Origin of the sequence: Herpetosiphon llansteffanensis (genome assembly GCF_003205875.1) — a bacterium.
GTDB classification, from domain to species: domain Bacteria; phylum Chloroflexota; class Chloroflexia; order Chloroflexales; family Herpetosiphonaceae; genus Herpetosiphon; species Herpetosiphon llansteffanensis.
In genome coordinates, this window is record NZ_PUBZ01000078.1 from 21,715 (window position 1) to 46,075 (window position 24,361).

At 49.1% G+C, this 24,361-nt stretch carries 24 protein-coding genes; 10 read left to right on the forward strand and 14 right to left on the reverse strand.

Annotated elements, in window-relative coordinates:
* Positions 1–125: 125 nt before the first annotated feature.
* Positions 126–1,202, reverse strand: a complete 1,077-nt coding sequence (locus tag C5S61_RS05230) for a hypothetical protein (protein ID WP_110514030.1) — start codon at positions 1,200–1,202, stop codon at positions 126–128.
* A 176-nt stretch (positions 1,203–1,378) separates the two neighbouring features.
* Positions 1,379–3,292, reverse strand: a complete 1,914-nt coding sequence (locus tag C5S61_RS05235; RefSeq protein WP_110514031.1) for a S8 family peptidase — start codon at positions 3,290–3,292, stop codon at positions 1,379–1,381.
* Between the two features lie 296 nt (positions 3,293–3,588).
* On the opposite strand from C5S61_RS05235, the gene C5S61_RS05240 reads away from it, so the two are divergent.
* The 9 genes from C5S61_RS05240 (at position 3,589) to hemL (ending at position 13,650) form a co-directional block, all read left to right on the forward strand.
* Entirely contained in the window at positions 3,589–4,212 is a 624-nt protein-coding gene (locus C5S61_RS05240) for a MerR family transcriptional regulator (protein ID WP_054534885.1), read from the forward strand.
* Positions 4,213–4,305: 93 nt separating this feature from the next.
* Positions 4,306–5,553 carry a glutamyl-tRNA reductase gene (hemA, locus tag C5S61_RS05245; RefSeq protein ID WP_110514032.1) on the forward strand — a complete coding sequence of 416 codons (1,248 nt, stop codon included), beginning with the start codon at positions 4,306–4,308 and terminating at the stop codon, positions 5,551–5,553.
* Positions 5,554–5,599: 46 nt separating this feature from the next.
* Positions 5,600–6,298 (forward strand): chlorite dismutase family protein, encoded by a 699-nt coding sequence (locus C5S61_RS05250; RefSeq protein ID WP_110514033.1) that lies wholly within the window; start codon positions 5,600–5,602, stop codon positions 6,296–6,298.
* A 97-nt stretch (positions 6,299–6,395) separates the two neighbouring features.
* Positions 6,396–7,418 (forward strand): uroporphyrinogen decarboxylase, encoded by a 1,023-nt coding sequence (gene hemE, locus C5S61_RS05255; RefSeq protein ID WP_110514034.1) that lies wholly within the window; start codon positions 6,396–6,398, stop codon positions 7,416–7,418.
* 227 nt (positions 7,419–7,645) lie between these two features.
* A complete protein-coding gene (hemH, locus tag C5S61_RS05260) occupies positions 7,646–8,563 on the forward strand; it encodes a ferrochelatase (RefSeq protein ID WP_110514035.1) in 918 nt (305 codons plus the stop codon).
* A 538-nt stretch (positions 8,564–9,101) separates the two neighbouring features.
* Positions 9,102–10,004: a hydroxymethylbilane synthase gene (hemC, locus tag C5S61_RS05265; RefSeq protein ID WP_110514036.1), complete on the forward strand. Its 903-nt coding sequence runs from the start codon at positions 9,102–9,104 to the stop codon at positions 10,002–10,004.
* Positions 10,005–10,164: 160 nt separating this feature from the next.
* Positions 10,165–10,965 carry a uroporphyrinogen-III synthase gene (locus tag C5S61_RS05270; RefSeq protein ID WP_110514037.1) on the forward strand — a complete coding sequence of 267 codons (801 nt, stop codon included), beginning with the start codon at positions 10,165–10,167 and terminating at the stop codon, positions 10,963–10,965.
* Positions 10,962–11,966 carry a porphobilinogen synthase gene (gene hemB / locus C5S61_RS05275; RefSeq protein WP_110514038.1) on the forward strand — a complete coding sequence of 335 codons (1,005 nt, stop codon included), beginning with the start codon at positions 10,962–10,964 and terminating at the stop codon, positions 11,964–11,966. The genes C5S61_RS05270 and hemB overlap by 4 nt, the downstream gene beginning before the upstream one ends.
* A 394-nt stretch (positions 11,967–12,360) precedes the next feature.
* Entirely contained in the window at positions 12,361–13,650 is a 1,290-nt protein-coding gene (gene hemL / locus C5S61_RS05280) for a glutamate-1-semialdehyde 2,1-aminomutase (RefSeq protein WP_110514039.1), read from the forward strand.
* 47 nt (positions 13,651–13,697) lie between these two features.
* Here the strand turns inward: hemL and C5S61_RS05285 are convergent, their stop codons facing one another.
* The 7 genes from C5S61_RS05285 to C5S61_RS05315 form a co-directional block, all read right to left on the reverse strand.
* Entirely contained in the window at positions 13,698–14,525 is an 828-nt protein-coding gene (locus C5S61_RS05285) for a hypothetical protein (protein ID WP_110514040.1), read from the reverse strand.
* A 17-nt stretch (positions 14,526–14,542) separates the two neighbouring features.
* On the reverse strand, positions 14,543–15,502 hold the full coding sequence (locus C5S61_RS05290; RefSeq protein WP_110514041.1) for an endonuclease/exonuclease/phosphatase family protein: 960 nt from the start codon (positions 15,500–15,502) through the stop codon (positions 14,543–14,545).
* A gap of 701 nt (positions 15,503–16,203) precedes the next feature.
* Positions 16,204–17,055 carry a hypothetical protein gene (locus tag C5S61_RS05300; protein WP_110514043.1) on the reverse strand — a complete coding sequence of 284 codons (852 nt, stop codon included), beginning with the start codon at positions 17,053–17,055 and terminating at the stop codon, positions 16,204–16,206.
* 71 nt (positions 17,056–17,126) lie between these two features.
* Positions 17,127–17,255: a hypothetical protein gene (locus C5S61_RS27385; RefSeq protein WP_276309097.1), complete on the reverse strand. Its 129-nt coding sequence runs from the start codon at positions 17,253–17,255 to the stop codon at positions 17,127–17,129.
* A gap of 108 nt (positions 17,256–17,363) precedes the next feature.
* Entirely contained in the window at positions 17,364–17,963 is a 600-nt protein-coding gene (locus C5S61_RS05305) for a hypothetical protein (protein ID WP_110514044.1), read from the reverse strand.
* Complete coding sequence (locus C5S61_RS05310; protein WP_110514045.1) at positions 17,960–18,802, reverse strand: AAA family ATPase; 843 nt, start codon at positions 18,800–18,802, stop codon at positions 17,960–17,962. The genes C5S61_RS05305 and C5S61_RS05310 overlap by 4 nt, the downstream gene beginning before the upstream one ends.
* Positions 18,803–18,846: 44 nt before the next feature.
* Positions 18,847–19,263: an AAA family ATPase gene (locus C5S61_RS05315; RefSeq protein WP_110514046.1), complete on the reverse strand. Its 417-nt coding sequence runs from the start codon at positions 19,261–19,263 to the stop codon at positions 18,847–18,849.
* Between the two features lie 182 nt (positions 19,264–19,445).
* Here C5S61_RS05315 and C5S61_RS26770 point away from each other — a divergent pair, with 182 nt between their 5' ends.
* Positions 19,446–21,359: a DUF4139 domain-containing protein gene (locus tag C5S61_RS26770; RefSeq protein WP_164689243.1), complete on the forward strand. Its 1,914-nt coding sequence runs from the start codon at positions 19,446–19,448 to the stop codon at positions 21,357–21,359.
* 57 nt (positions 21,360–21,416) lie between these two features.
* Here the strand turns inward: C5S61_RS26770 and C5S61_RS05325 are convergent, their stop codons facing one another.
* The 5 genes from C5S61_RS05325 to C5S61_RS05345 are packed head-to-tail and all read right to left on the reverse strand — an operon-like array spanning position 21,417 to position 24,267.
* Entirely contained in the window at positions 21,417–21,995 is a 579-nt protein-coding gene (locus tag C5S61_RS05325; RefSeq protein WP_110514047.1) for a hypothetical protein, read from the reverse strand.
* 12 nt (positions 21,996–22,007) lie between these two features.
* Positions 22,008–22,583 carry a hypothetical protein gene (locus C5S61_RS05330; protein WP_110514048.1) on the reverse strand — a complete coding sequence of 192 codons (576 nt, stop codon included), beginning with the start codon at positions 22,581–22,583 and terminating at the stop codon, positions 22,008–22,010.
* A gap of 12 nt (positions 22,584–22,595) precedes the next feature.
* Positions 22,596–23,168, reverse strand: coding sequence for a hypothetical protein (locus tag C5S61_RS05335; protein ID WP_110514049.1), 573 nt, complete (start codon positions 23,166–23,168; stop codon positions 22,596–22,598).
* Positions 23,169–23,180: 12 nt separating this feature from the next.
* Positions 23,181–23,747 (reverse strand): hypothetical protein, encoded by a 567-nt coding sequence (locus C5S61_RS05340; RefSeq protein WP_110514050.1) that lies wholly within the window; start codon positions 23,745–23,747, stop codon positions 23,181–23,183.
* 13 nt (positions 23,748–23,760) lie between these two features.
* On the reverse strand, positions 23,761–24,267 hold the full coding sequence (locus C5S61_RS05345) for a hypothetical protein (RefSeq protein ID WP_110514051.1): 507 nt from the start codon (positions 24,265–24,267) through the stop codon (positions 23,761–23,763).
* Between the last annotated feature and the right edge of the window lie 94 nt (positions 24,268–24,361).

The following is a 24,361-nucleotide window of genomic DNA, read 5'->3' on the forward strand; positions in this document are numbered from 1 at the left end:
CCTCCAAACATGCTGCGAACAGCATCTAAACCAATGGGATTGCCTCATCATAACAAAATCCCAGCCGATTGCTACAAGCAATCAGCTGGGATTCTAAACCAACTAGGCAGTTCAATCAAATAAACTTATTGAGTAATCGTAAAGTAAACGACTGAAGCATGACCACTCGATACACCTTGCATGGTAAATTGCCATGTCCCAGGGTAGAGACCGCGGGTGTTGAATTGAAGTCCACTAATTGCACCTTGTGGTCCAATATTCGTGGTGTCTGCTGTTCCAACGTTAATCCCATCTGGATCAGTAAACCAGAAGCCAACATCTTCATTTGCTTGGAAACCATACAAATCGAAGCTGAAGACAGTTCCAGCAGGGCCACATTTGGCTGGGCTGATTCGGGCTGAAATTGGCTCAGGCGTGCTGGCACAAGGATCAGTTGGGGTTGGGCTTGGCGCTGGAGTTGGGGTTGGGCTTGGAATTGGCGCTGGGGTTGGGCTTGGAATTGGTTGGCTGCGGCCATCAATGATTTCTTTGCCCAACAAGCCCAAAAGCACCTTGAACTCGTCTGGGTTGCTTGGGTGCCATTCAAGGCGAGCGCGCTCGAACCATTGGGTTACCACGGTATCGCCGTTGGCATTGGTTTCGGTTTGGGCGCTAGTCAAGGGCAAGCCAAACAATTGCAACGAACGAGCGTAGGTATCCAAGCCATCGATCTTCAAGCCATGCGATTGCCAGTAGCTCTTGAAGCCCAAGTCGCCTGCTTGATTACAGACGTTGTGGCCAGTTTGCTCAAACCACAAACAACCGTCAACTGGGCCAGCTTCGCGTGGCTCGACTTGGCGATTCAATTGGGCAAGCCGTTCCTTGCCCAACAAACCCAACAAAACTTCGTAGGGCGTGCCAGCATTTTCTGGGTGCAACTCAAAGCGGTTGCGTTCGAGCCATTGGGTCAGATAGCTTTGCTGAGTGTCGGCATTAACTTCGTTGGCAGCGGCAGTGATTGGATAGCCAAATACTGGCAAGCCACCATTGCCATTCCAATAGGTCAAGAATTTATCGTTGAGACAGTTAGTGATGCCGGGTACATCAAAGCATTGGGTATCAAGCTTGATTGGTTCGGCAGCGGTGGTTGAGCGAGGTTGAACAGAGAGGGTAACCACTGCAAGGGCTGCAGTCACGATTCCTAAAATCCGACGTAAAACCACAAAGTCCTCCAATAATTGCTGCTCTCGGCAGCCTAAAACCTACTTAACGCAACTCTTCATCAAGTTGTATGCCATCGGCGGTTGTTCTCTCACAACCGAATCGAGCGGCGTTTCCCATGTATGAGATGCTGAAGCCAGCCCAAGAGATCTGCTGGCTTCAGCCATTATAAGCTACTTTAGCGCCAATTACGATTGTTGGCATATTCTTTGGCCAACAACCCAAGCAGCACACCGCTACCTTCGTGATATTCGAAGCGCCCGCGTTCAAACCACTGGGTGGTGACGGTTGCGCCATCGCGGTTGGTTTCGGTGGTTGGCTCGGATAATGGCAAGCCAAACAATTGCAAGCTGCGATCATATTTGCTCAAGGCAGGATCATTCAGCCCATTGTTTTCCCAATATTTGCGGAACTCGCCACAAACTTTGTGTTGAGTTTGCTCAAAGTAGAGACAGCCAGATTCTGGTTGACCTTTGGGGAAAGTAAACCAATCATCGCCGCGATCGCGCAAGACTGAATCACCTAAGCGACCCAACAATACGTTGTATGGGGCAGCTTTTTCTGGGTGAAACTCAAAGCGTTGGCGCTCGAAATATTGCACGGTAAACGAGCCTTCAGGCGTTTGTTCGATAAATTCTTCGCTGATTGGGTAGCCGAATACAGCCAAACCGCCGTTGCGATCCCAATAGTTTTTGAACTCACCGCGCAAATTGTGGCCGGTTTCAGGAAAGTATACTTCGCCAACCGGAGCTGGCAATGGTGGCGCACCAACAGGCACAAACGCAGGATTACCTGGTTGTGGCTCTGGAGTTGGTGGTTGCGGAGCTGGCGGGGTTGGTGGCTGTGGTTGTGGTTCACCAGGAATGGTGCGCAACACAGCGTTTTGCACAGTCTTATAGGCATCAAGCCGCCCATAACCGCTATACACATCCTTACCAGGAGTCACAATATCAACCGCACTGCCAGTAATCAATTTTTCAATTTGATCAACAGTCAATTCAGGCCAAACGCTTAATGCAAGCGCAGCCGTACCAGCTACAAACGGACAAGCAGGCGATGTACCGCTGCCAATTTCATAGCCATCACGATCCAAGGCAGTACTCGCAATATTTACGCCTGGAGCGGCAATATCAACATAATCGCCATAAGAGGAGAAACTTGCAACTTTATCTTGGATATTGGTGGCACCAACCGCAATCACATGGTCGAAGGCCGCAGGATAGATCGTTGGATTACCTTTGTTGCCTGAATTGCCAGCTGAGGCAAACAGCGGAATATTTTTGCTATAAATATAATTCACAGCATCTTGTTCTGCTTGAACGGCGCGTGGGCCACCCAAACTCATACTAATGATCCGCGCCCCATTATCAGCAGCCCAATACATGCCTTCAATAATGTCGGCAGCTGTACCTTCGCCATCGCTGTTGAGCACTTTAACTGGCAAGATTTGACAGTTCCAGCAGAGCCCAGCCACGCCTTGGCCGTTATTACTAACGGCGGCAGCAATCCCGGCCATGGCAGTCCCGTGGCCTTCATCATCATGACTATTGGCATTATTTTCTAAGGCGTTATAACCAGGCAGAACGTGCCCAGCCAAGTCGGGGTGGGTTACCGAAACGCCAGTATCAATAATTGCGATTACCAAGCCATTGCCTTGGGTCATATCCCAGGCACCATTGGCTCCAATTTTGGGTAAGCCCCATTGTTCTGAATAATATTCATCGTTGGGATCGACGAGCGTTTTGCGCACTGCGTTGTATTCAGCATAGCGCACAGCTGGATTTTTGAGCAATTGGGCGATTTTGGCATCGCCATTGCTGCCAGCAGGCAGTTTTAGCATGGCAACTTGGCCAACGCCATCAAGTTGGTTAGCTGCCAACAATGGGCCAATGCCTAGGCCATTTTCCAAAGCCTTCGAACCTTCAAAGAATGCACCATTCGCACTGACGCGATAGCCATTATTAAACGTTACCAGAATTTCATCGGCAATAATCTGATCATCGAAGGATGCTGCTTGAGCTGGGCGTTGAATCAATGGCATGAATCCAAACGCCAACAGCAACAGCAACCCCATGCGAACGGTTCGTTGCATACGGTGCCTCACTCATTTCAGTTAAAAGTGGGGAGAGTCGGTTCTCCTCTACAAGGGTCTATTATACCAGCAGGCCTATCAAATCGACAATATGCCAAATTTATAGCCCCTACTAGTACTCCTCTCATCCCAATTGCTGAGAGCCTTACGCGCTACTGCGCCGAAGGTTGCAGCAATTGTTAGCAATTGTGATGTGTCGTTAATTGTGTGTTTTGTCAACTAGACACTCAAGCAGCTTTTAGATACAATACCAGTGATAGATTTTCAATGGTAGATTTGGTAGAATTTATAGATTCATGACAGAATTAAGCATCGACATCGATCCAGAATGGATCTCACTGAGCGAGGCCAGCGATTTGCTGGGGGTTGCGCCTTCAACGGTTCGCCGTTGGGGCGATGCTGGTTTAGTGCCAACCAAACGCACGCTTGGCGGCCATCGGCGCTTTCAGCGGGCAGCAGTTGAACGTATGGTCAATCAGCAACAGCCTGATCATCAGCCAGTGCCCGAATTGGGCCAAACCCGCCATTGGCATCTTGATACGCGCGAGTTGATGGGCCAAGGCTGGCATGCCCGCTTTGACACCAACCCAACCACCGAGCGCATGCGTGGCTTAGGCCAGCGCTTGTTTGGGATGTTGATGCAATATGTCAACAGCAATGAGCTTGATGAACGGATTTTGGCTGAAGCCAAGGCGGTCGGGGCCACCTATGGGCGCGAAGCCCGCGAAATGGGGGTTTCGATGCACGATACGGTTGAGGCCTTTCTGTTTTTTCGGCGGGCGTTTGCCCAGTTGGCCAAGCCACAATCGACCCGTCCAATCGATGTGGCAACCGTCGTAGAACTGCGGACACGCCTCGATTTGTTTATGGATGCAACGTTGCTCGGAACAATCGAAGGTTTTGAACAAGCAGGCTCGTAAGTGCAAACCTCAATTGGCATCGACCAAACTTTCGCGCTTCATGATTCTTGCGCTCGATGCAAATAGCGCTTTGCTTTTTACTGGGAGTTTACTGTGCAACTGGTGGTTGTGGGGGCACATCAACGCACGGCCCCAATTTCAATTCGCGAGCGAATCGCCTTTGCCGAGGCCGAGTTAGCTCAAGCTCTGCATAATCTTGGCCAGATTGCCGTTGAGGGCTTTATCCTCTCAACCTGCAATCGGGTGGAATTGTATGCCTTGGTGGCTGAACCTGATGGCGGGCGTTCGTTGCGTCAATTTTTAGCCCAACAACGTTTCATCGATCTTGATGAATTGATGCCCCATTTGTATACCTATATCGATGACGATGCAGTGCGCCACTTGTTTCGGGTGGCTTCGGGCTTGGATTCAATGGCGCTGGGCGAGGCCCAAATTTTAAGCCAAATCAAAACTGCCTATACTGCCGCCCAACAAACCGAGCTGTTGGGCACAACGATGCATCGCTTGATTCAGGCAGCGCTAACCACGGGTAAACTGGTGCGTACCGAAACCCAATTGGCCCATGCCCAATTATCAGTAGTTTCGGTTGGCCTTAGCCTAGCCCGCCAACACATCGAGCTGAGCAATCGTTCGGTGGTGATTATTGGAGCTGGACGAACTGGCGAGTTGGCGCTCAAGCATTATTTGGAACATACCAGCAACATCACAGTGCTGAGCCGTACCTTTGAACGCGCCGCCCGTTTGGCCGAGCATCATAAGGTTGTTGCCAAGCCCATGAGCGAACTGATGGCAACCTTAGCAGCAAGCGATGTGGTGATTAGCTGTACGTCATCGCCTGAGTTGATGCTTGATTTGGAGCAGGCTCAAGCCTTGCAGGCCCAACGCCAACGGCCATGGGTTTTGCTCGATTTGGCAGTGCCCCGCGATATTGATCGCCATATTGGGGCGCTGTCCGATGTGTGGCTTTACGATGTCGATGATATGCAGGCAATCTGCGAGCGTAATCGCGCCAGCAAAGCAGCCGAAGTTGCCGGAGCCGAAACGATCGTCGAACGCGAATTGTTCAAATGGCAGGAGTGGTGGTCAACCCAAGCCGTCTTGCCAACGATTCGCGCCTTACGCGCCCATGCCGAAGCAATTCGGCTGGCCGAGCTTGAACGGGCATTGGCGCGCTTGGATCTTTCCGAGCAAGAGCAGGCTGCGGTTTCGGCATTAACCAGCGCAATTATCAATAAATTATTACATCAGCCGATGCGGGCGATTAAAGATACTGCTGCCAGCCCACAGTTGGCGCACGCCGCACAGCAATTGTTTCGCCTCGATTTTGAGGCAATCGCATAAGCTCAGATGGTTAGGGCCATCACAGTTATAAAGGATTTAAACTTCCATGGAAGACGTTAAATTGCCAAATTCAACCGAAGGCCAATTGTTTGTTCAATACACCACCTTCAAGGCCGCACCCGAATGGCGACGCTTGCCAGCAGCAGCCCGCGAAGACTTGCGCGAACAATTTGCCCAAGTGGTCGAAGAGGCCTATCCTTCAATCGTGACTTATTCGTATAGCACGATTGGCTTTAAGCTCAATTCCGATTTGTTGCTATGGCGCAAAGGCACTTCGCCAGTTGCCATGCAAGAGATGACCAGCCGCTTATTGCAAACTGGCATCGGAGCCTATTTTGAGCAAACCAACCTCTATTATGGCTTTACCCGTACTTCCAACTACACCAAGCGCCCAACCACCCAAGAGCAAGCGATCGACCTCGAAGATCGTGAACCATATTTGATTGTGTATCCCTTCAGCAAAACCAAAGAGTGGTATTTGATGAGTCGCGATGCCCGCCAAGGCATGATGAATGAGCACATTCGGGTTGGCCACGAGTATGCAGATGTGCGCCAAGTGTTGCTCTACACTACCGGCATCGATGACCATGAATTTATTGTGGCCTACGAAACCGATAGCTTACCCCGCTTTGAAGAATTGGTGATTGCGCTGCGTTCGACCGAAGCCCGCCGCTATACGCTCAACGACACGCCAATTATCACTGGGGTCAATCGGCCAATTCGTGAAGCGTTGGCAATGATTTAGTTGGTAAGCCGAGCCAGATTTGGCGTGCAATGCGCAATTTTGGCTCGGCTTTTTGATCGCAACGATTTATCAACCATCAAAGGATAGAACAATCACTATGCAAGATCGATTTTTACGGGCTTGTCGCCGTGAAGCTGTGGATACGACCCCAGTTTGGTTTATGCGACAGGCAGGCCGTGCGCTGCCCGAATATCGCGCCATCCGCGAGCAATATGGCTTTATGGATATTTGCTATCAGCCAGAATTGTGTGCTGAAGTGACCTTGCAGCCAATTCGCCGCTTGGGTGTTGATGCAGCAATTATGTTTGCCGATATTATGACCCCACTGATTGCCACCGGCGTTGGCGTTGATTTGGTTGAAAGCATTGGCCCTGTGGTTGCCAACCCAATTCGCACCATGGCCGATGTCAGCCGCATTCGACCAATCGAGCCAGAAGTAGACGTGCCCTACATTAGCAAATCGATTCATTTGCTCAAAGCCGAGTTGGGCCAAACTCCCTTGATTGGCTTTGCTGGCGCGCCGTTTACCTTGGCGGCCTATTTGGTCGAAGGCAAAGGCTCGAAGAATTTTCTTAATACCAAAGCCCTGATGTATGGCAGCCCCAATGTATGGAATGCTCTGATGGAACGCTTGGCTGACCTGACGATTAGCTATTTGCGAGTGAAAATTGCGGCTGGGGTTGATGCCTTGCAGCTGTTCGATAGCTGGGTTGGTTGTTTAAGCCCCCACGATTATGCAACCTTCGTGCAACCCTACACCGCCCGCATTTTAAAAACCCTGCGCGCAGAAACCAGCATTCCGTTGATTCACTTTGGAACCAACACAACCAATTTGTTGCCCTTGATGCGCAACGATGGTGGCTCGGTGCTCGGAGCCGATTGGCGGATTCCCATCGACGAAGCTTGGCAATTAATCGGCGAAGACAAAGCCATCCAAGGCAATCTTGATCCTGCGGTATTGCTCGGGCCTTGGGAATATGTGCGCGAACAAGCAGCCGATATTTTGCGCCGGATCGACGGTCGCCCAGGCCATATTTTCAACCTTGGCCATGGCATTCATCCGCAAACGCCGGTTGCCAATCTCGAACGTTTGGTGGCGTTTATTCACGAACATAGATAGAACATAGAGCATAGAGCATAGAACATAGAGCATAGAACATAGAGCATAGAACATAGAACATAGAGATCAGGGGTCAGTTTTAACGCAGAGGCGCAGAGAAACGATGGCTATGGGCTTTTGGCTAGCGGGGATTGCTTGGAAAATTCAAAACCCTACAGCCTATAGCCAAAAGCCTATAGCCACATGCTTCGTGCTCTTCGTGGATCATTAACAGATAAGAGGTATCCATGTCAGCAAAAACAGCAGTCTTGCTGATGGCCTATGGCACACCCAACGCTATCGATGAAGTTGAACAATACTACATCAATGTGCGTGGTGGGCGCATGCCAACGCCTGAGCAAGTCGAAAATCTTTCAGCTCGGTATCGTGCGGTTGGTGGCCATACGCCACTCACCACATTAACCAAATCGGTAACCGACCAACTTCAAGCCCAACTTGATGCCGAATTTCCTGGCCAATATCAAGTCTATTTTGGCATGAAATATTGGCATCCATTGATTCCCGATGTAGTAAAGCAAATTCATGCTGATGGCATTAGCAAGGTGATTGGGCTGGCGCTCGCACCGCATTATTCCAAAATCAGCATTGGCGGCTACCAAAAACAAGTCGATCGCGCCAACGAAGAATTCAACACCAACATCGAATTGCAAATGATCAACAGCTGGCAGGAACAGCCAAAATTCCGGAATTTGATTGCCAGCCGCATCACTGAAGCGCTTGCATTATTTCCTGCAGAAGTGCGCGATCAGGTGACAGTGCTGTTTAGCGCCCATAGCTTGCCGCAACGCGTTTTGGCGTGGGGCGATCCCTATCCAGAAGAGTTGTTGGGCAGCGCCAAAGGCATCGCCGAAACGCTCGAATTGCAGGATTGGCGCTTTACCTACCAAAGCCAAGGCGAAACTGGCGAGCCATGGCTTGGGCCTGATGTGCTCGATAGCTTGGCCGAATTGGCTGCTGAAGGCAAAAAATATGTGCTGCAAGTGCCGTTTGGCTTTGTCTGCGACCACCTCGAAATTCTCTACGATATTGATATTGAGGGCAAACACAAAGCCAATGAACTGGGCTTGCAACTTGAGCGCATTCAGTTGCTCAACGATGATCCCGCCTTTGTCGATTTGCTCAAAACCGTCGTTACTGGTCAATAAAGTTATTGGGGATCGGTTGTTGGGGGTCGGGGGTCAGGTTCTGGCAACCGCGAAGAGCACAAAGGGCGAGGGGGAGCCGACCGTTGGTTGGATGTGGAGCGTTCCCTCATCCCCCAGCTCCCTCTCCCACTGAACGCGGGCGAGGGGGAGCCGACCATACTTCATCAAGAAATTGGCGGAGAAGCAGGGGGTTGGAGCAAGAAGATTTTCACAACCCACCCTTGCAAGCAGCCTCCTCTCCCGTGGCGCAGGCGAAGGGGAGCAGCCGTGTTCACCACGGAATTGGGAGAGAACCACGTGATTAAAGCCCCTCGCCCGCCGCGTGGGAGAGGGGTTGGGGTGAGGGGATCTTCACAACCCACCCTTGCAAGCAGCTCCCTCGCCCGTGGCGCAGGCGAAGGAGAGAACCACGTGATTAAAGCCCCTCGCCCGCCGTGTGGGAGAGGGGTTGGGGTGAGGGGATCTTCACATCCGACCCTTGTAAGTTGGGTTGAGGGGAAAGTTTGATTCGTCGCTTACGCTAGCAAGAATGAACAGCATGAATAGATTAACCATTGGAACCCGCAAAAGCCAATTGGCCTTGGTGCAAACCCACGCCATGCGCGATGCGTTGTTGGCAGCGCATCCGCATTTGACGATTGAGCTTGAACATATCACGACCAAAGGCGATGCGATTTTGGATCGCCCGTTGGCGGCGATTGGCGATAAAGGCTTGTTTGTCAGCGAAATTGAAGATGCCATGCGCAGTGGCAAGGTCGATTTGGCGGTACACAGCGCCAAAGATCTGCCCTCTATTTTGGCTCCCGACATGACGATTGCTGCCTACCCAGAACGCGCCGACCCGCGCGATGTGTTGGTTGGAGCAGAAGGCCGCACGCTCATCGATTTAGCCCACGGAGCCAAGGTTGGCACCAGCAGCCCACGTCGCGCCGCGCAATTGCGCAACTTACGCCCAGATCTGACGATTCTTGATATTCGCGGCAATGTTGATACCCGGCTGCGCAAGCTTGACGAAGGCCAATACGAGGCGATTGTGTTGGCAGCAGCAGGCTTGCAACGCTTAGGATTATTGGATCGTGTGACCCAATTTTTCGATCCCTACGAAATGACTCCGGCGGTTTCGCAGGGCATTTTGGGCATCGAAGCACGCGCGGGCGATCAACGGGTGGCTGAGTTGCTCAAGGTGCTTGATCACGCTGAATCGCGGGCTACTGCCGAAGCCGAAAAAGCCTTTTTGGCCACGATTGGCGGCGGTTGCCAAGTTGCAGTCGGCGCATTTGCTACCTATCAGGCAGGCCAATTGCACTTAATCGGCATGATTGGCGCACTTGATGGCCGCTTAGTCCGTGGCGAATTAACTGGCGCTGCCAGCGAAGGCCAAACGCTTGGAGCCAGCCTTGCCCAAGAATTACTCGGCAACGGCGGGCGCGAATTGCTCTAAATCGGTTGCGATTTTCAGCGCTTTTGGCATAGCCGATGACGCTTGAATTTCGGCCATGCAAGCCATAATCTTGTATACTACCAAGGCCGACAATTGATTAATCTGCCAATTGAATATCCGCCCATAGCCACGTGCTAGCAACAGATTGTGGATTGCAACGATGACGATGCACACACCTTTAGCGGGCAAGCGAATTGTATTGACCCGCGCCCGTGAACAGATGACCGAGTTCGCCCAACTCTTGGAAGCCAACGGAGCTGAAGTTCTGTATTGTTCTGCAATTCAAACCCTGCCACCAGACGATTGGCAAGCGTTTGATCGGGCGCTAAGCCAAATCGAGCGTTTCGATTGGCTGCTTGCCACCAGCACCAACGCAGTTCGCGCCGTGTTCGAGCGCTATGGCGTTTTGGGCTTGCCATGCAACGCCTTAGATCAATTGAAAATTGCGGCAATTGGCAAAGCAACGGCCAAACTCTTGACCGATTTTGGCCATGCGCCCGATTTTGTGCCGCATGCCTATGTTGCCGAGCAATTTTTGGCCGAATTTCAAGCTGTTGCAGGTCAACGCATCTTTTTGCCGCAGGCCGATATTGCCCGCCCATTGTTGCGCGAGTCATTAACTGCACGTGGCGCTGAGGTTACGGCGCTGGTCGCATATCGAACGGTGCCTGATCCGCAAGTGGTTGAATTGGCAGAGTTGCTGCGCCAACAGCATGTTGATGTTGTGACCTTCACCTCAAGCTCAACCGTGCGCTACACCATCGAGGCGTTACATGCGGCAGGCATGCGCAATTCACAAGAATTTTTGAACCAAACGATTATTGCAAGCATCGGCCCAATCACCAGCCAAACCGCGCTGGATTTGGGCTTGCATGTTGATATTGAGGCAGCGGAACATTCAACCCAAGGCTTAGTCGAAGCCCTTGTTGAGTGGGCCAACGCCGAAAAGGAACTGGCATGAGTAGATTTGAAGCTGGGCCAATCCCCAAGCAGCGTTTACGTCGTGGACGGCGCAATGCCACCCTCCGGCGAATGGTGCGCGAAACTCAATTAACCGTCGATAACTTAATTGCCCCCTTGTTTATTGTTGAAGGCCAGAACATTCGCAAGCCAATTAGCTCGATGCCTGGTCAATTTCAACTTTCGCTCGATCAGCTTGGCGCTGAAATTGACGAATTGGTCGCGGCCCAAATTCCTTCAGTGCTGCTGTTTGGCATTCCCTTGCACAAAGATGCCCAAGGGAGCGCAGCGTGGGATGTGAACGGCCCTGTGCCCAGCGCAATTCGGGCGATCAAGCAGCAAGCGCCGCATTTGGTGGTGATTGCCGATGTCTGTATGTGCGAATACACCGACCACGGCCATTGTGGCATTTTGACCAGCGGCGAGCCAGAAACAATCACCGTTGATAATGACCCAACCTTGGAATTATTGGCCCGTGCTTCAGTTGCCTATGCAGCAGCAGGAGCAGATGTGGTTGCGCCGAGCGCCATGATGGATGGCCAAATTGCTGCAATTCGCCATGGCCTTGACCAAGCAGGCTATCACGACACAATTATTCTGTCGTATGCTGCCAAATTTGCCTCGGCATTTTACGGCCCCTTCCGCGAAGCAGCAGAATCAACGCCCCAATTTGGCGACCGCCGCTCGTACCAAATGGATGCCGCCAATGCACGCGAGGCCATCGCCGAAGTTGCGCTCGATGTTGCCGAGGGAGCCGATTGGCTGATGGTCAAGCCAGCAGGAGCCTATTTGGATATTATTCGCGCGGTCTACGAGGAATTTAATCTGCCCCTAGCTGCCTACCAAGTTAGCGGCGAATACGCGATGATCAAAGCTGCCGCCGCCAATGGCTGGATCGACGAGCAACGAGTGGCGCTCGAAAGCTTGTTGGCAATTCGCCGCGCTGGCGCAATCATGATCATCACCTACTATGCCAAAGATGTAGCGAAGTGGCTAGCATAGCAGAACATAGAACATAGAGCATAGAACAAATCAAAAGGCAGAATGGGGTGAGGGGTCAGGGTTCAGGCCATACGATACACAACCTTCGTGCTCTTTGTGCTCTTCGTGGATCAATTCTTTAACGCAGAGGCACAGAGGAACGATGGCTTTTGGCTATGGGCTTTTGGCAGGCGGGAGTTTATTGGTGCAATTCAATGAATTTGTGGCGTAACAGAATATAATCAAGTTAATCTGTGGAATCTGTGGCTAAAAATCATGGCTATAAGCTGAAGGCTCTTGGCTAGCGAAATATTTTGGAGCATTTCAAACAATCCAATGGCCTATAGCCCATAGCCCATAGCCTACTCCCTTCGTGGTTAAAAGGCATCTCAAATACTATTGGAGACACAAAAACGTGATCAATGATGCTTCCAGCGCGGCTTTTGAACGCGCCCAAGCACTTTTACCAGGCGGAGTTAATAGCCCAGTGCGGGCTTTTCGCGGCGTTGGCGGTGTGCCACGCTTTATCGATCGTGGCGCAGGAGCCTATCTCTACGACATCGATGGCAATCAATATATCGATTATGTCTTGTCGTGGGGGCCGTTAATTCTTGGCCACGCCTACCCAGCGGTGGTCGAGGCGATTTGTGTCCAAGCCCAACGCGGCACAAGTTTTGGCGCACCAACCGAGCTTGAAAGCGAGTTGGCCGAGTTGGTGATTGCCGCCGTGCCAAGCGTCGAAATGGTGCGCTTTGTTTCGTCGGGCACCGAGGCCACGATGAGCGCAATTCGCTTGGCCCGTGCCTACACCCAACGCGAAAAAATTATCAAATTTGAGGGTTGCTATCATGGCCATGCCGATCCATTTTTGGTGCAAGCAGGCTCAGGTGTGGCCACGCTTGGCTTGCCCGATAGCCCAGGCGTGTTGAAAAGCGCCACCAGCAATACCTTAACCGCGCCATTCAACGATCTTGATGCAGTCGAAGCTTTGTTCAAAGCCAATGCTGACCAAGTTGCAGCCTTGGTGATTGAGCCAGTCGCTGGCAATATGGGCTTTGTGCTGCCCCGCGAAGGTTACCTTGCAGGTTTGCGCCAACTCTGCGATCAGCATGGCGCGCTATTAATTTTCGACGAAGTGATGACGGGCTTTCGGGTAGCCTATGGTGGCGCACAAGCCTATTTCAACGTCATGCCCGATTTAACTTGTTTGGGCAAGGTAGTTGGTGGTGGTTTGCCAGCAGCGGCCTATGGCGGGCGACGCGAAATTATGCAGCAGGTCGCACCAGCAGGCAGCATGTATCAAGCAGGCACGCTTTCGGGCAACCCGCTGGCGATGGTTGCGGGCATCCAGACCCTGCGCGAAATTGCCAAGCCCGAAGTTTTCGAGCGCTTAACTGGCGTAACCTCGACACTCTGCCAAGGCTTCTGGAAGGCTGCCTTCAAAAATGGTATTCCTTTCCAAGCCCATAAGGCTGGCAGCATGTGGGGCTTCTTCTTCGCCGCCGATGAAGTCTACGATTTTACATCGGCGAAACGAGCCGATACCGTTATGTTTGGCAAATTCTTCCATGCCATGCTTGAGCAGGGTGTGTATCTTGCGCCATCGCAATTTGAGGCCGCCTTTGTCTCAACTGCGCATACCGACGAGCTAGTCGCCCAAACCATTAACGCTGCCCAAGCAGCCTTTGCCAGCATTCGCAGCTAAAATAATATACAGCGCCAGTTTAATAATTAAGCTGGCGCTGCATTACCTCAACGCGTCAAATACCAAGCAACTCCTGCAATCGCTACCACTAAAACCACTGAAACAAGCACAAATGGCAAACGATACGGCTGTGCTGATACGACTGTTGGCACAAACATCTGATCGTGCTGCTTACGCTGATTATGCTCAATTGCTCGTAAGTTTTGCGGAAATTGCGCAAACAGCAAATGTAACCAGCCTGAGACAAGTAACAAACCTGCCATCGTCCATAATATCTGGATTTCGAAATTGGCTGTAATAGTTCGGTCAATTTGTTTGAGCAGGATTCGTAATCCAATAAATATCAGAACTATTATGCCAAAAATCCATATACGCGTTTTAGGTAATAATGGTGGGAAAAACATGCTTAATTTTGCAATTGGATTTGAATTGTACTGATAGTAGAGTGATTTCAAATATGGGATATTATGATTAAACGGTATCTTATAGTGTTCAGCTTTCTGTTGCATATAGTGTACAATTTCGCTAATATGCTGGCGTTTCAACATTGAAACTGGAATTTCAAACATTTGATTTTGATTAATTGCGCGCACGAGATAGAACCCATTGTCATAATTCATATCTTCAACCGCAATAATCTCATTCCAATTAATCTTTTTTCCAAGTACAATCGAATCAATCTGCATATAATCATCAGCAGCAACAAAACGCCATTTGTAGGTTAAAGCTATAAAGCAAATTGGAATTAATGCAAGGATAAAGCAAATTGTGGCCTCAAAAAATCTACGCTGATTGATCAAGACAATTGTTGCCGCAACTAAAATAACCACAAATGGAATTGCATATTTCATTGCAGAAGATTTATAAATCTTCATATCCTGTACTCCTCAAACTATTGGCGCGAACGCTGCAAATCGGCGACAACAAACCCATGATCCGACAATGTGGCAGTGCCAGTCCAAGCCCGCAAGGAAACCCAATGCAAGTTGGGCATAATATAATCCAAGCGCACCGCCTTGGGAATAGCATAATTGCTTGGAAAGGTGTAGCCCAAGCCCCAACCTTTTTGCTGATAGGCATCGCCAAGCTGTTGGCGCAAACGCAGATAATTGGGCTGGCGCTCAGTCGTGTTCAAATCGCCTGCCAAAATTAAGGGCTGGCTCTGATCAGCAATCAATCTTAGCAAATGATCAAAGGTTGGGTCTTGTTGGGTTTTGGTGTAAACGCCCTTGAAACTGGCCAGCGGAATATGCGGATGGGTATTGATCAAGCGGGTCGGGCCGGTTGGCGTAGCAATTTCCAAATATTGGCAGCCACAACTATCTACGCCACGCGCCACCGGAGCCAACTCTGTCACTGGCCAACGGCTCAGCGTCGCCAAACCACCAGCGCCCGAATGCGGATTAAGCGCCGCATAGGGATACAAATCGGCCAAAGCTTCGGGCAATTGCGGGTCAAGCTGAAAATTATATTCCTGCAAGACAACAATATCTGCTTGTTGCTGGCGAATTGTGGCCGCCAAGCCACCAATATCTTGGGTATCGTAATACACATTCCAAGTCATAATCCGCAAATCTTGCGAAGCTGCATTGGTAGATTGTGGCCACCAACGCCCGCCATAGACACCCAAAACGACCAGTAAATTCAAGCCAACGACCAGCAACAGGCGGCCTCGCCGCGCAAAACTGGCAAACAGAGCAACAGGCAACAAACTGGCGTAAACCCAAGCATCAAAAACTAACAGCAACATCCCTTGCGGCGTGGTTGCCAATGCTGTCCAGCGCAATAACGACCACAGACTACATGGCAACACCCCAAGCCACGCCAAAGCGACCAAGCCACGCTTAATCATTGGGTCTCCCTTACTCTGCAAATTGAGCTACTAGATTTGGCAATTCCAAATCAACGCCAAACCATAGCACGCCCAGCGCCAATTCGCCAAACACACACGTGCATAATGAAGGCACAGCGAGTTGAGCTGCAACTATTGATTGAATGCGATCGTGAGCAGGCGCTGATAACCAAAAATGACCAATTATTCATCGCGACCGACTAAAAATTCTTCCCTCGCAAAGCTAAATTGATTCCTTCCAACATGTTTATACAATTGTTTGCGTAATTTAATATTGTATAGTTGGCAATATTGATACAACTCTTGCTCAATCGCAATGCAATACGTGTGAGGAAAGAGCATCCCAGAGATTCCTGCTTCAATAATTGCACCGTTGTTATAAATAAATTTAAATTTCAAATAATTTGCGGCTTGAGGTATCGAGTGCTCAGGATAATTGTACGATTCAATCGTTACTAATCGTAGCCATTGCCATTGGATTGTTACTATCTTCAATAATGATCGAAAGTGTATATATTCAGCATCAACCGTAATAAATGATCGTTTTTGCAGAAAAAACAGATACAAGCATAGTATTGTAATAAATCCTATAAATATTACAAAACTTGATATTCCATTACTCAATAGAATTAGCGTAATGCTAAGCAAAACCATAGCAACGAATAACGGAAAATAGATAGTTTTTCGATGTTTATGGCTCATCATAAACCAAAAATCTGAACATATATTAAAATCAATAGTACAATTAAGCCATAAAATCCCAACAAGCGAGCAAAGATCATTTTATTAATTAGCTTGGGTACATATAATTGCTGTTCTTGCGGGTTAATCAATATTTCGGGCTGATTGATGGCATTGGGAAGCAATGCTAAGCTCAATTTAAACGCTTGATAGAATACAAAAGCTGCTAATGCCAGCACAAAAGGCAATTTTGAGAAAGCCAGATAGCCAAGCGTCACGATTAAAAGCATCAAGCCGATCCGACACAAAGCAGTGGGAATTTTAGTTAATGGTGGCTGATACAAGCGAAGGATTTTTTGCCACAGGCTCAATCGCTCAGGGTAGATCGCTGGATAGAGCAAGGTTTCAATCGTTGTAGTAGGAATTGCATGCTGTTGGCGATAATAGTCCAATTTGGTTTTAAACAGTGCTTGATCCTGCTCAGTAAAGCGCGTATACACAATCATTGCTTGCTTGGCATCGGCAATGCGTACTGCATGGGTCGCAAAAAGGTAGCGCAAATCGCGATCCAAAAACTTTGGTTTTGCTGGATCAGCAACGAATTCAAGCGCGTGGAGTGTATGCCAAGAAAACGTATAATCAGCGCGGTAGGTTTGGATGCGAATGCCTTGATGGCTTAAATAAACATGCTGCCATGCGAGTAGGCCAAAGCGCACAAAAATCGCCAGATACCAGCCAAGAAAACAGAGCTTTGCCCAAAACGCAACATTAGTCAAAGCCCCTAGGCCAAAAATAAGGCCCAGCGGCCAAACCAAACTAACCAAGATTAATAAGCGCCGTGAAACGCGCAAGTGAATAGTTGATGGGTGCATTGAAGTTCTCGCTTCGCTCAATGATGTTCGAGGATTCAGCATGTAGGTTAAGCATCACCAAATTTTACAGTTCATGAGCATAATTGAATCACCTGTACTTGATAATCAGCACGCAGAATGTGCTCAATATCAGCCCAATCACTATCAGTTGCATTAACAATTGGTGGATGTTCAGGATGCGCCAAACCACTTCTAATCATTGGATCTTCCTTGTTCTACAGATTGAGGCCTAGATTTGGCCGATCGAAATCAACGCCAAACCATAGCATGATTAGCTGCGATTCACCAAACACTTAGGTGCATATTATTTATTCCAAAGTGGGTCTACGTTTTCTAGGTTTTTGTTCAATTATTGGAGAGCTTTCATCAAAAATAGGTCTAGGCTTTCTACCGCGTGATTGCTTAATTGCAGGCTCTTCGGTTGATTTAGGACACAATTGAATTACCTGTACTTGATATTCATCGCACAGAATCTGCTCAATCTCAGCCCAATCACTATCAGTTGCATTAACAATTGGTGGATGTTCAGGATGGGTTAAAGCGACTGCCACAAACATCCGATCTGATTCATTAAATTCATCAAATTCAATATGCTTGCCATATGGAAATTCAACGAATGTTTTTTTAGCATCAATTTCAATAGCTGTTATTGAAACATGTTCACAACGATCTTTCCACTCATTAATTAAAAGCCACTTTAGAAACTTATCTCCAAGCCCAGGTTGCCCACTATCATTAACATCTTGACGGTATTCGCCCATAATAAAATAGCCATCATCAAGAATAACTATGCCTTGCTCTTTGATCGTTTCTAGAAAATCGATACATGCTTCCATACAATCGAATTCTTTATGGTCAGCAGCACCGTTAGCTGTCAATAAAACATTCGTATCAATGATGCGTTTCATCGCCCAGCCTCGGCCTTTTTACGCCGAATTGTCTCGCGTGAGAGTGCCGCCAAATCGGCCATTTCATCGCCAAAGAAATCTTTAGGCCAGTTGCGAATATTGCCATATTTATCAACATCAAGTGGCACTGCATGCGAAGTGCCAGTATCATCCATATCACAAAAGTAGAGTGCAGTATCGGTGTTGCTCAAAACTTCTTCGGCAATTCGGCGTTGCAAGCGGTGTAGTAGATGTTCACTATGGCTTTCGAGCACAATTTGCACGCCACGCTTGATCGTTTCAATCAAAACATCGGCCAAATTTGATTGTACTGCTGGGTGTAGGTGAATTTCTGGCTGCTCCAAAATAATCGTTGAGCCTGGTTTGGCCGAGGCACACAACACCAACACCGGCAAAATTTGAGCAACCCCAAAGCCAACATCAGTCAATAAAACTTCGGCAGCATTTGGCTTAATTTTTACCCGAACCTCGTGCAAATCGACGTTGGGTGCAATTTGATGCAATCGAAAATCAGCAATCAGGCCTAATTGCTGCAACCAAATTGCCACTTGTTTTGCCAAGCGGGCTTCTGGATCACGCTTTTGATCGGCTAATAAAACCAAAATTGCATGCTCACCGCGATTGCCCAAACTACGAATCTCTCCAGTCCACTGATAAAAACGCCGGGGATCGTGGCGAATTGGCCCAAGATATTGTACATCTCGAAACTGTTCTTCAAAGATCTTGATAAAGTTCAGTATATCCGAAAAGCTTTTTTGATCTTCCGATGGATTCAAAATATTAAAAGGTATATTATAAAATTTATTAAAGAAATAAGGTTTACCTTCTTGAATTTTCATATTAATTCCTAAATTGATATAATTATAACCACCATCATATTCTACTAATCTATTTTTTTGATAAACCGATTTATTTTTTTGAAAAACGTATAAATTTGCCTAGTAATTAATAATATTTTATTTTCATAAATCATTGCTGATTCTAAATTAATTTCAAAAACACCTAACGAAGTTATTTGATGGTTATCTGTATCCATAGAAATATCGAAATCTAATTTTTGTTCTACGTTATGTTGATAAATTACATCCTCAAAACTGCCAAGCTCAACATAGCCACCATTCAGATTGAGCACTAATTGCTGATCATTTGATTCAACCGTTTGCTTGAGCATCAAAAGGAAGCGTAAAATTGCGGTTTTACCAGAGCTATTGCTGCCAAAAAAGCCAGTTAATGGCGCAAAACGCAACTCGTTTGTGTCATTCCACGATTTGAAATGTTGAAACCGCAAATTCGTAATCATCTGATGAATCTCCCTATCGAGCCAATAAAATGATTGTACTTCGAAGCGTGGGGCTTGGCAACGCTGCGTGTTACTCAGGGCCAAATCGTGTACAATAGCGCTAGCTACAAATCTACAGCGCACCCAAAAATGCACCCAAAACCCACCAAAATTTCAGCCGATTCAGCCAAGGAGTACCGATAATGACTGAACTTCCACTGCGACGATTGATTTTGTACAAGCATGGCGTTGGCTATTTCGAGCGGCGCGGTCAGTTTGAGGGCACAAAACTGGCCTTGGCCTTCAGTCGCGAAGCCATGGACGATGTGCTGAAAAGTTTGGTGGTGTTGGAAAAAGGCGAGGGCCATGTCAAGGGCATCGATTACGAACGGCCTGAATCATGGAGCAATCGGCGGATTGAGCTTGGCGCTGGCCGCCCACTGCGCGATTTATTGACCGAACTGCGCGGGCGACGGATTCGGCTAGCTTTGCGCGATGAAGCCGCCGCCGAAGGCTTGATTGTCGGCATCGATGAGCCACCACCAGAAGAGCCAATCTCGCAGGCCTTGGTGACGATTTATCGCAGCGATGTGCGCCAAATTACCTTGCACCGATTGAATGATATTCGTGGCGTGCAATTGCTCGATGCTGCAGCCGATGAAGTGCTCTGGTCGTTACGCGCCAACAGCGACAAACAAGATTCGCGCACCGCCACAATTCAGCTCGATGAGGGCAAGCACGATCTGCTGGTAGCCTATCTTGCGCCAGCGCCAAGTTGGCGGGTTTCGTATCGAATTATTGTTGATAATATTGAAACCGAAGTGCCCGATGTGCTGCTGCAAGGCTGGGGCTTGTTCGATAATGTGCTTGACGAAGATCTCGAAGATGTGCGAATTTCGCTGGTTGCAGGCCGACCAGTTTCATTCCGCTACCCGCTCTACGAGCCGCAACAACCAGAACGCCCCTTGATTGAAGATACGATTCGGCCAGCAGCGCCGCCAGCCTATACCTTGGCCGCACCTGCTCCAGCAGCGGCTCCACGCGGCAAAATGATGCGAGCCATGGCGATGCAGGAAGAATCATTTGGCGGTGCTGCCGCTGATGCCTTCAGTATGGATGAAATGGCAGCAATTGCTCCGGTTGCTGAAGGTGCATCGCAAGGCGCGTTGTTTCGCTACGACGTACGCGAGCCAGTTAGTGTTGGGCGTGGGCGCTCGGCCTTGGTACCATTGCTCAATTTGCGCACATCCTGCCGCCGCGAGCTGATCTATCGCGGTGCTGCTGGCGAGCAACATCCCATGGTTACGGTACGCTTTGAAAATAGCAGCGGCCTAACCTTGGAGCGCGGCCCAATCACGATTATGGAAAGTCGATCCTATGGCGGCGAAGCTGTGCTGAATTGGACAGCTGAAGGTGGCTTGGTGACGATTCGCTATGCCCAAGCATTAGAGGTTTCAGTCAAAGAAAATCAAAGCTCGGCTCATCAAACACGACGCTTGCGGCTTGGTCGCGATGTCTTAATTCACGAAGTTGAGGAATCGCTGACCACGATTTACACCGCCACCAACACTGCTGGCGAGGCCCGCGTGATCAAAATTGAGCATCCATTGCGCCACCCCTACGAGCTATTTGATACCGTGCAACCAGCAGAAACCAATAGCCAATTGGCCAGTTGGCTCTTGCCGATTCCAGCCCGTGGCGAGGCAGCTTTGAGAGTGCGCGAACGGCGCTTAATCGAACGCCGCGAACATATTCGCTCGATCAATTTCGATCAATTACGTCGCTATTTGCACGATCGCATGCTCGATCAAAACACGGTCAGCGAGTTGCGCGAAGTGCTTACCCTGTATGCACGGCTCGACAGCATTGCCCAGCGCTTTAACGAAATTGAGGCTGCACGCCAGAAGATCTACAATCAACAAACCCAAATTCGCGGCAACCTCGATGTGCTCAAAAACGAAGGTGGCGAGGGCGAATTGCGTACCCGCTATATCACCACCCTTGCCGAAACCGAAGACCAATTGAATGCCCTGCGCGAAGAAGAAACGACGCTGCGCAGCGAAGAAGCCGCCTGTCACGTCAAACTCGAAGAACACCTCAGCCGTTTCCCTGGCTAAAGTCCGCTTTATTCACCAAGCGCCTCGCCTGCGTTCAGTGGGCGAGACGCTTCATGGTTACTCAACTAGCTTGCCAAGCTGGCGCAAATGGGTTTTGACCGCCTCAGCAATTGCCGGATCATCCGCTAAAAACTCTGATTGTGGCTCATACAGCACTGATGGATGAGTGTGAAACGAATAGACCAACTTGCCTTGTAGCTCAGGGTTTCGCATAAGGATAAACTCTTGAGATAAGGCCATGGCGGGATAGTCGAAGCGGCGCGGGCTGCCTGCAAAAACTACTTTCCCTCCAAACAAGCGCTGGCCCTGATAGACCACCACAAATGCCCCATCTCCACCGACCATATAAAAAGGCGCATCCATACTGGTTTTTCCCCATGGATTGGTAAAGGTGATCGTTTGGGTGGGCCAATGATAGTTGAGCAATAGCTCTTCAGTTACGGTGAATGCTGCCTGTTCTAAGGGCACGACTTGTAAGATCTGCCATGCAGTTTCGGCGGTTGGCCCAAGCCCTGGTACGGCATCTTGATCGAAGATATAGATCGCAAACTGCTTCGTTGCAGGTGGAGTTTGATCTGCTTGCGTGCAGCCAACGAGCAGCACGATCAGCATCCAGCAATAGCTCAACCAACGCATCGCCAACCTCCGTTACTCAACCAATTTGCCAAGCTGACGCAAATGCTGCTTGACCGACTCAGCAATTGCCGGATCAGCGGCGAGAAACTCTGATTGTGGTGCATACATCACTGATGAACGAGTGTGAAATGAATAGACCAGTTTGCCATCTAATTCTGGCTTTTCCATCAAAATAAAATCATTTGATAAAGCCATCGCGGGGTAGTCAAATCGGCGTGGGCTTATTGCTGAAACTACCTTGCCCCCAAACAAGCGCTGGCCCTGATAGACCACTACAAACGCTCCATGCCCACCGACCATATAAAAAGGCGCATCCATACTGGTTTGGCCCCATGGATTGGTAAAAGTAATCGTTTGGGTTGACCAATGATAGCTGAGCAATAAATCCTCAGTTACGGTGAATACCGCTTGTTCTAAGGGCACGACCTGCAAAATTTGCCACGCCGTATCAGCAGTGGGACCAAGCCCTGGTACGACATCTTGATCGAAGATATAGCCCGCAAACTGCTTCGTTGCAGGCGAAGCTTGATCCGCTTGCGTGCAGCCAATGAGCAACACAAATATCCAGCAATAGCTCAACCAACGCATCGCCAACCTCCGTTATTCAACCAACTTGCCAAGCTGACGCAAATGGTTTTTGACCGCCTCAGCAATTGCCGGATCGCTACTAACAATTGCATCTGGCGTGCTGGCACTTGCTTGCATCAAATGATAGTGCAGTTGGGTTGTATCGCCAGCGCTTGCTTGCAGTTCGTGATACATCACAGCAGTTTCGGGCGCAATATACTTGCTGGTGATGCTTAACTCGCGCTGATAGGCTTGAATAATTTGCCCATTGAACACCACCAAAGTTGTGCCTTCCGACATAAAAAACGGCATCGTTTGGGTATCATCAGCCCAAGGGTTTTGCACGATTAGCGTTTGTTGCGGCCAATTGTATTCAACGATGGCAGTATCCGAAATCACATAACTAGCTTGTGAAAGATCAGGATCGCGCAAGAGATTCCATGCTTGATTGGTCGTAATGCGTGCATCTTCCTGCTGGTTGAGCACCTTATTTTCAAAAAAATATAATTCATAGCCTGCAAACTGCCTGGTTGTAAGTGAAGTTTGATTTGCTTGCGTGCAGCCAACCAGCACGATCAGCATCCAGCAATAGCTCAACCAGCGCATCGCCAACCTCCGTTATTCAACCAACTTGCCAAGCTCGCGTAAATGGTTTTTGACCGCCTCAGCAATTGCTGGATCAGCGTTGGGAAACGCATGAGGTGCGTCACTGCGAATCGTTGCGCTATTTGCGCGCAGCTGATAAACCGAAATCGCCTCGCCAGTGGAATACGATTCGATTGTATCAAGCAACAATGGATAATCAGCGGCCATCGCCGTTGAGTTTGAATGAACGCGCCCCAGCACAATCCGTTGTTGATTAAAGACGATCACAAAAAAGCCTTCAATATCCATCTCCGCTGGGCGTTCTTTCGCCAGAACTCCTTGAGGATTGCGAATGCGTAGCTGTTGCTGCGGCCAATCATAGGCAAGCAGATCAGTTTCAGTCAGCACAACCGACGCTTGGGCTAAATCAATTGTTTGGAGTGCTGCCGTTGGATTGTGATTTTGCCCCTCAAATTGATTGATTGCAGCCCGATCAAAGATATAGATCGCAAACTGCTTTGTTGTAAGTGAAGCTTGATCTGCTTGCGTGCAGCCAACGAGCAGCACGATCAGCATCCAGCAATACATCAGCCAACGCATCGCCTACCCTCCGTTACTCAACCAACTTGCCAAGCTGGCGCAAATGCTCTTTGACTGCCTCAGCAACTACCGGATCATCCGCTAAAAACTGCGATTGTGGCGGATACATAACTGCCGATTTCGGATGAAACGAATAGACCAACTTGCCTTGTAATTCAGGACTCTCCATCAGAATATAGTCATTTGATAAGGCCATCGCTGGATAGTCAAAGCGTCGAGGGCTGATTGCGGCCACGACCTTGCCGCCAAACAAGCGCTGCCTGTTATAGACGACGACAAACGAACCTCCACCATTCCACATATAACTTGGCGCATCACGATCGGTTTGACCCCATGGATTGGTAAAGGTAATCGTTTGGGTAGGCCAATGGTAGTTGAGCAATAGCTGCTCAGTTACTGTGAATGCTGCCTGTTCTAACGGCACAGCTTGTAAAATCGGCCATGCAGTTTCGGCGGTTTTCCCAAGGCCTGGCACGGCAGTTTGGTCGAAGATATACACAAAAAAACCTGCATCATTCATGGAAGTTACCTCGCTAGAGAGGAGTATTGAGTTATTCGATGGTCTTGATTGATTGCTACAACTAATCATCGTTACAAGAAGGATTAGAATAACA

Coding starts and splice junctions, on each gene's coding strand:
- C5S61_RS05235 (WP_110514031.1), bottom strand. CDS start 3,292: ATGCAACGAACCGTTCGCATGGGGTTGCTGTTGCTGTTGGCGTTTGGA.
- C5S61_RS05240 (WP_054534885.1), top strand. CDS start 3,589: ATGACAGAATTAAGCATCGACATCGATCCAGAATGGATCTCACTGAGC.
- C5S61_RS05250 (WP_110514033.1), top strand. CDS start 5,600: ATGGAAGACGTTAAATTGCCAAATTCAACCGAAGGCCAATTGTTTGTT.
- hemE (WP_110514034.1), top strand. CDS start 6,396: ATGCAAGATCGATTTTTACGGGCTTGTCGCCGTGAAGCTGTGGATACG.
- hemH (WP_110514035.1), top strand. CDS start 7,646: ATGTCAGCAAAAACAGCAGTCTTGCTGATGGCCTATGGCACACCCAAC.
- hemC (WP_110514036.1), top strand. CDS start 9,102: ATGAATAGATTAACCATTGGAACCCGCAAAAGCCAATTGGCCTTGGTG.
- C5S61_RS05270 (WP_110514037.1), top strand. CDS start 10,165: ATGACGATGCACACACCTTTAGCGGGCAAGCGAATTGTATTGACCCGC.
- hemB (WP_110514038.1), top strand. CDS start 10,962: ATGAGTAGATTTGAAGCTGGGCCAATCCCCAAGCAGCGTTTACGTCGT.
- C5S61_RS05285 (WP_110514040.1), bottom strand. CDS start 14,525: ATGAAGATTTATAAATCTTCTGCAATGAAATATGCAATTCCATTTGTG.
- C5S61_RS05290 (WP_110514041.1), bottom strand. CDS start 15,502: ATGATTAAGCGTGGCTTGGTCGCTTTGGCGTGGCTTGGGGTGTTGCCA.
- C5S61_RS05300 (WP_110514043.1), bottom strand. CDS start 17,055: ATGCACCCATCAACTATTCACTTGCGCGTTTCACGGCGCTTATTAATC.
- C5S61_RS27385 (WP_276309097.1), bottom strand. CDS start 17,255: ATGATTAGAAGTGGTTTGGCGCATCCTGAACATCCACCAATTGTTAAT.
- C5S61_RS05305 (WP_110514044.1), bottom strand. CDS start 17,963: ATGAAACGCATCATTGATACGAATGTTTTATTGACAGCTAACGGTGCT.
- C5S61_RS05310 (WP_110514045.1), bottom strand. CDS start 18,802: ATGAAAATTCAAGAAGGTAAACCTTATTTCTTTAATAAATTTTATAAT.
- C5S61_RS05315 (WP_110514046.1), bottom strand. CDS start 19,263: ATGATTACGAATTTGCGGTTTCAACATTTCAAATCGTGGAATGACACA.
- C5S61_RS26770 (WP_164689243.1), top strand. CDS start 19,446: ATGACTGAACTTCCACTGCGACGATTGATTTTGTACAAGCATGGCGTT.
- C5S61_RS05325 (WP_110514047.1), bottom strand. CDS start 21,995: ATGCGTTGGTTGAGCTATTGCTGGATGCTGATCGTGCTGCTCGTTGGC.
- C5S61_RS05330 (WP_110514048.1), bottom strand. CDS start 22,583: ATGCGTTGGTTGAGCTATTGCTGGATATTTGTGTTGCTCATTGGCTGC.
- C5S61_RS05335 (WP_110514049.1), bottom strand. CDS start 23,168: ATGCGCTGGTTGAGCTATTGCTGGATGCTGATCGTGCTGGTTGGCTGC.
- C5S61_RS05340 (WP_110514050.1), bottom strand. CDS start 23,747: ATGCGTTGGCTGATGTATTGCTGGATGCTGATCGTGCTGCTCGTTGGC.
- C5S61_RS05345 (WP_110514051.1), bottom strand. CDS start 24,267: ATGAATGATGCAGGTTTTTTTGTGTATATCTTCGACCAAACTGCCGTG.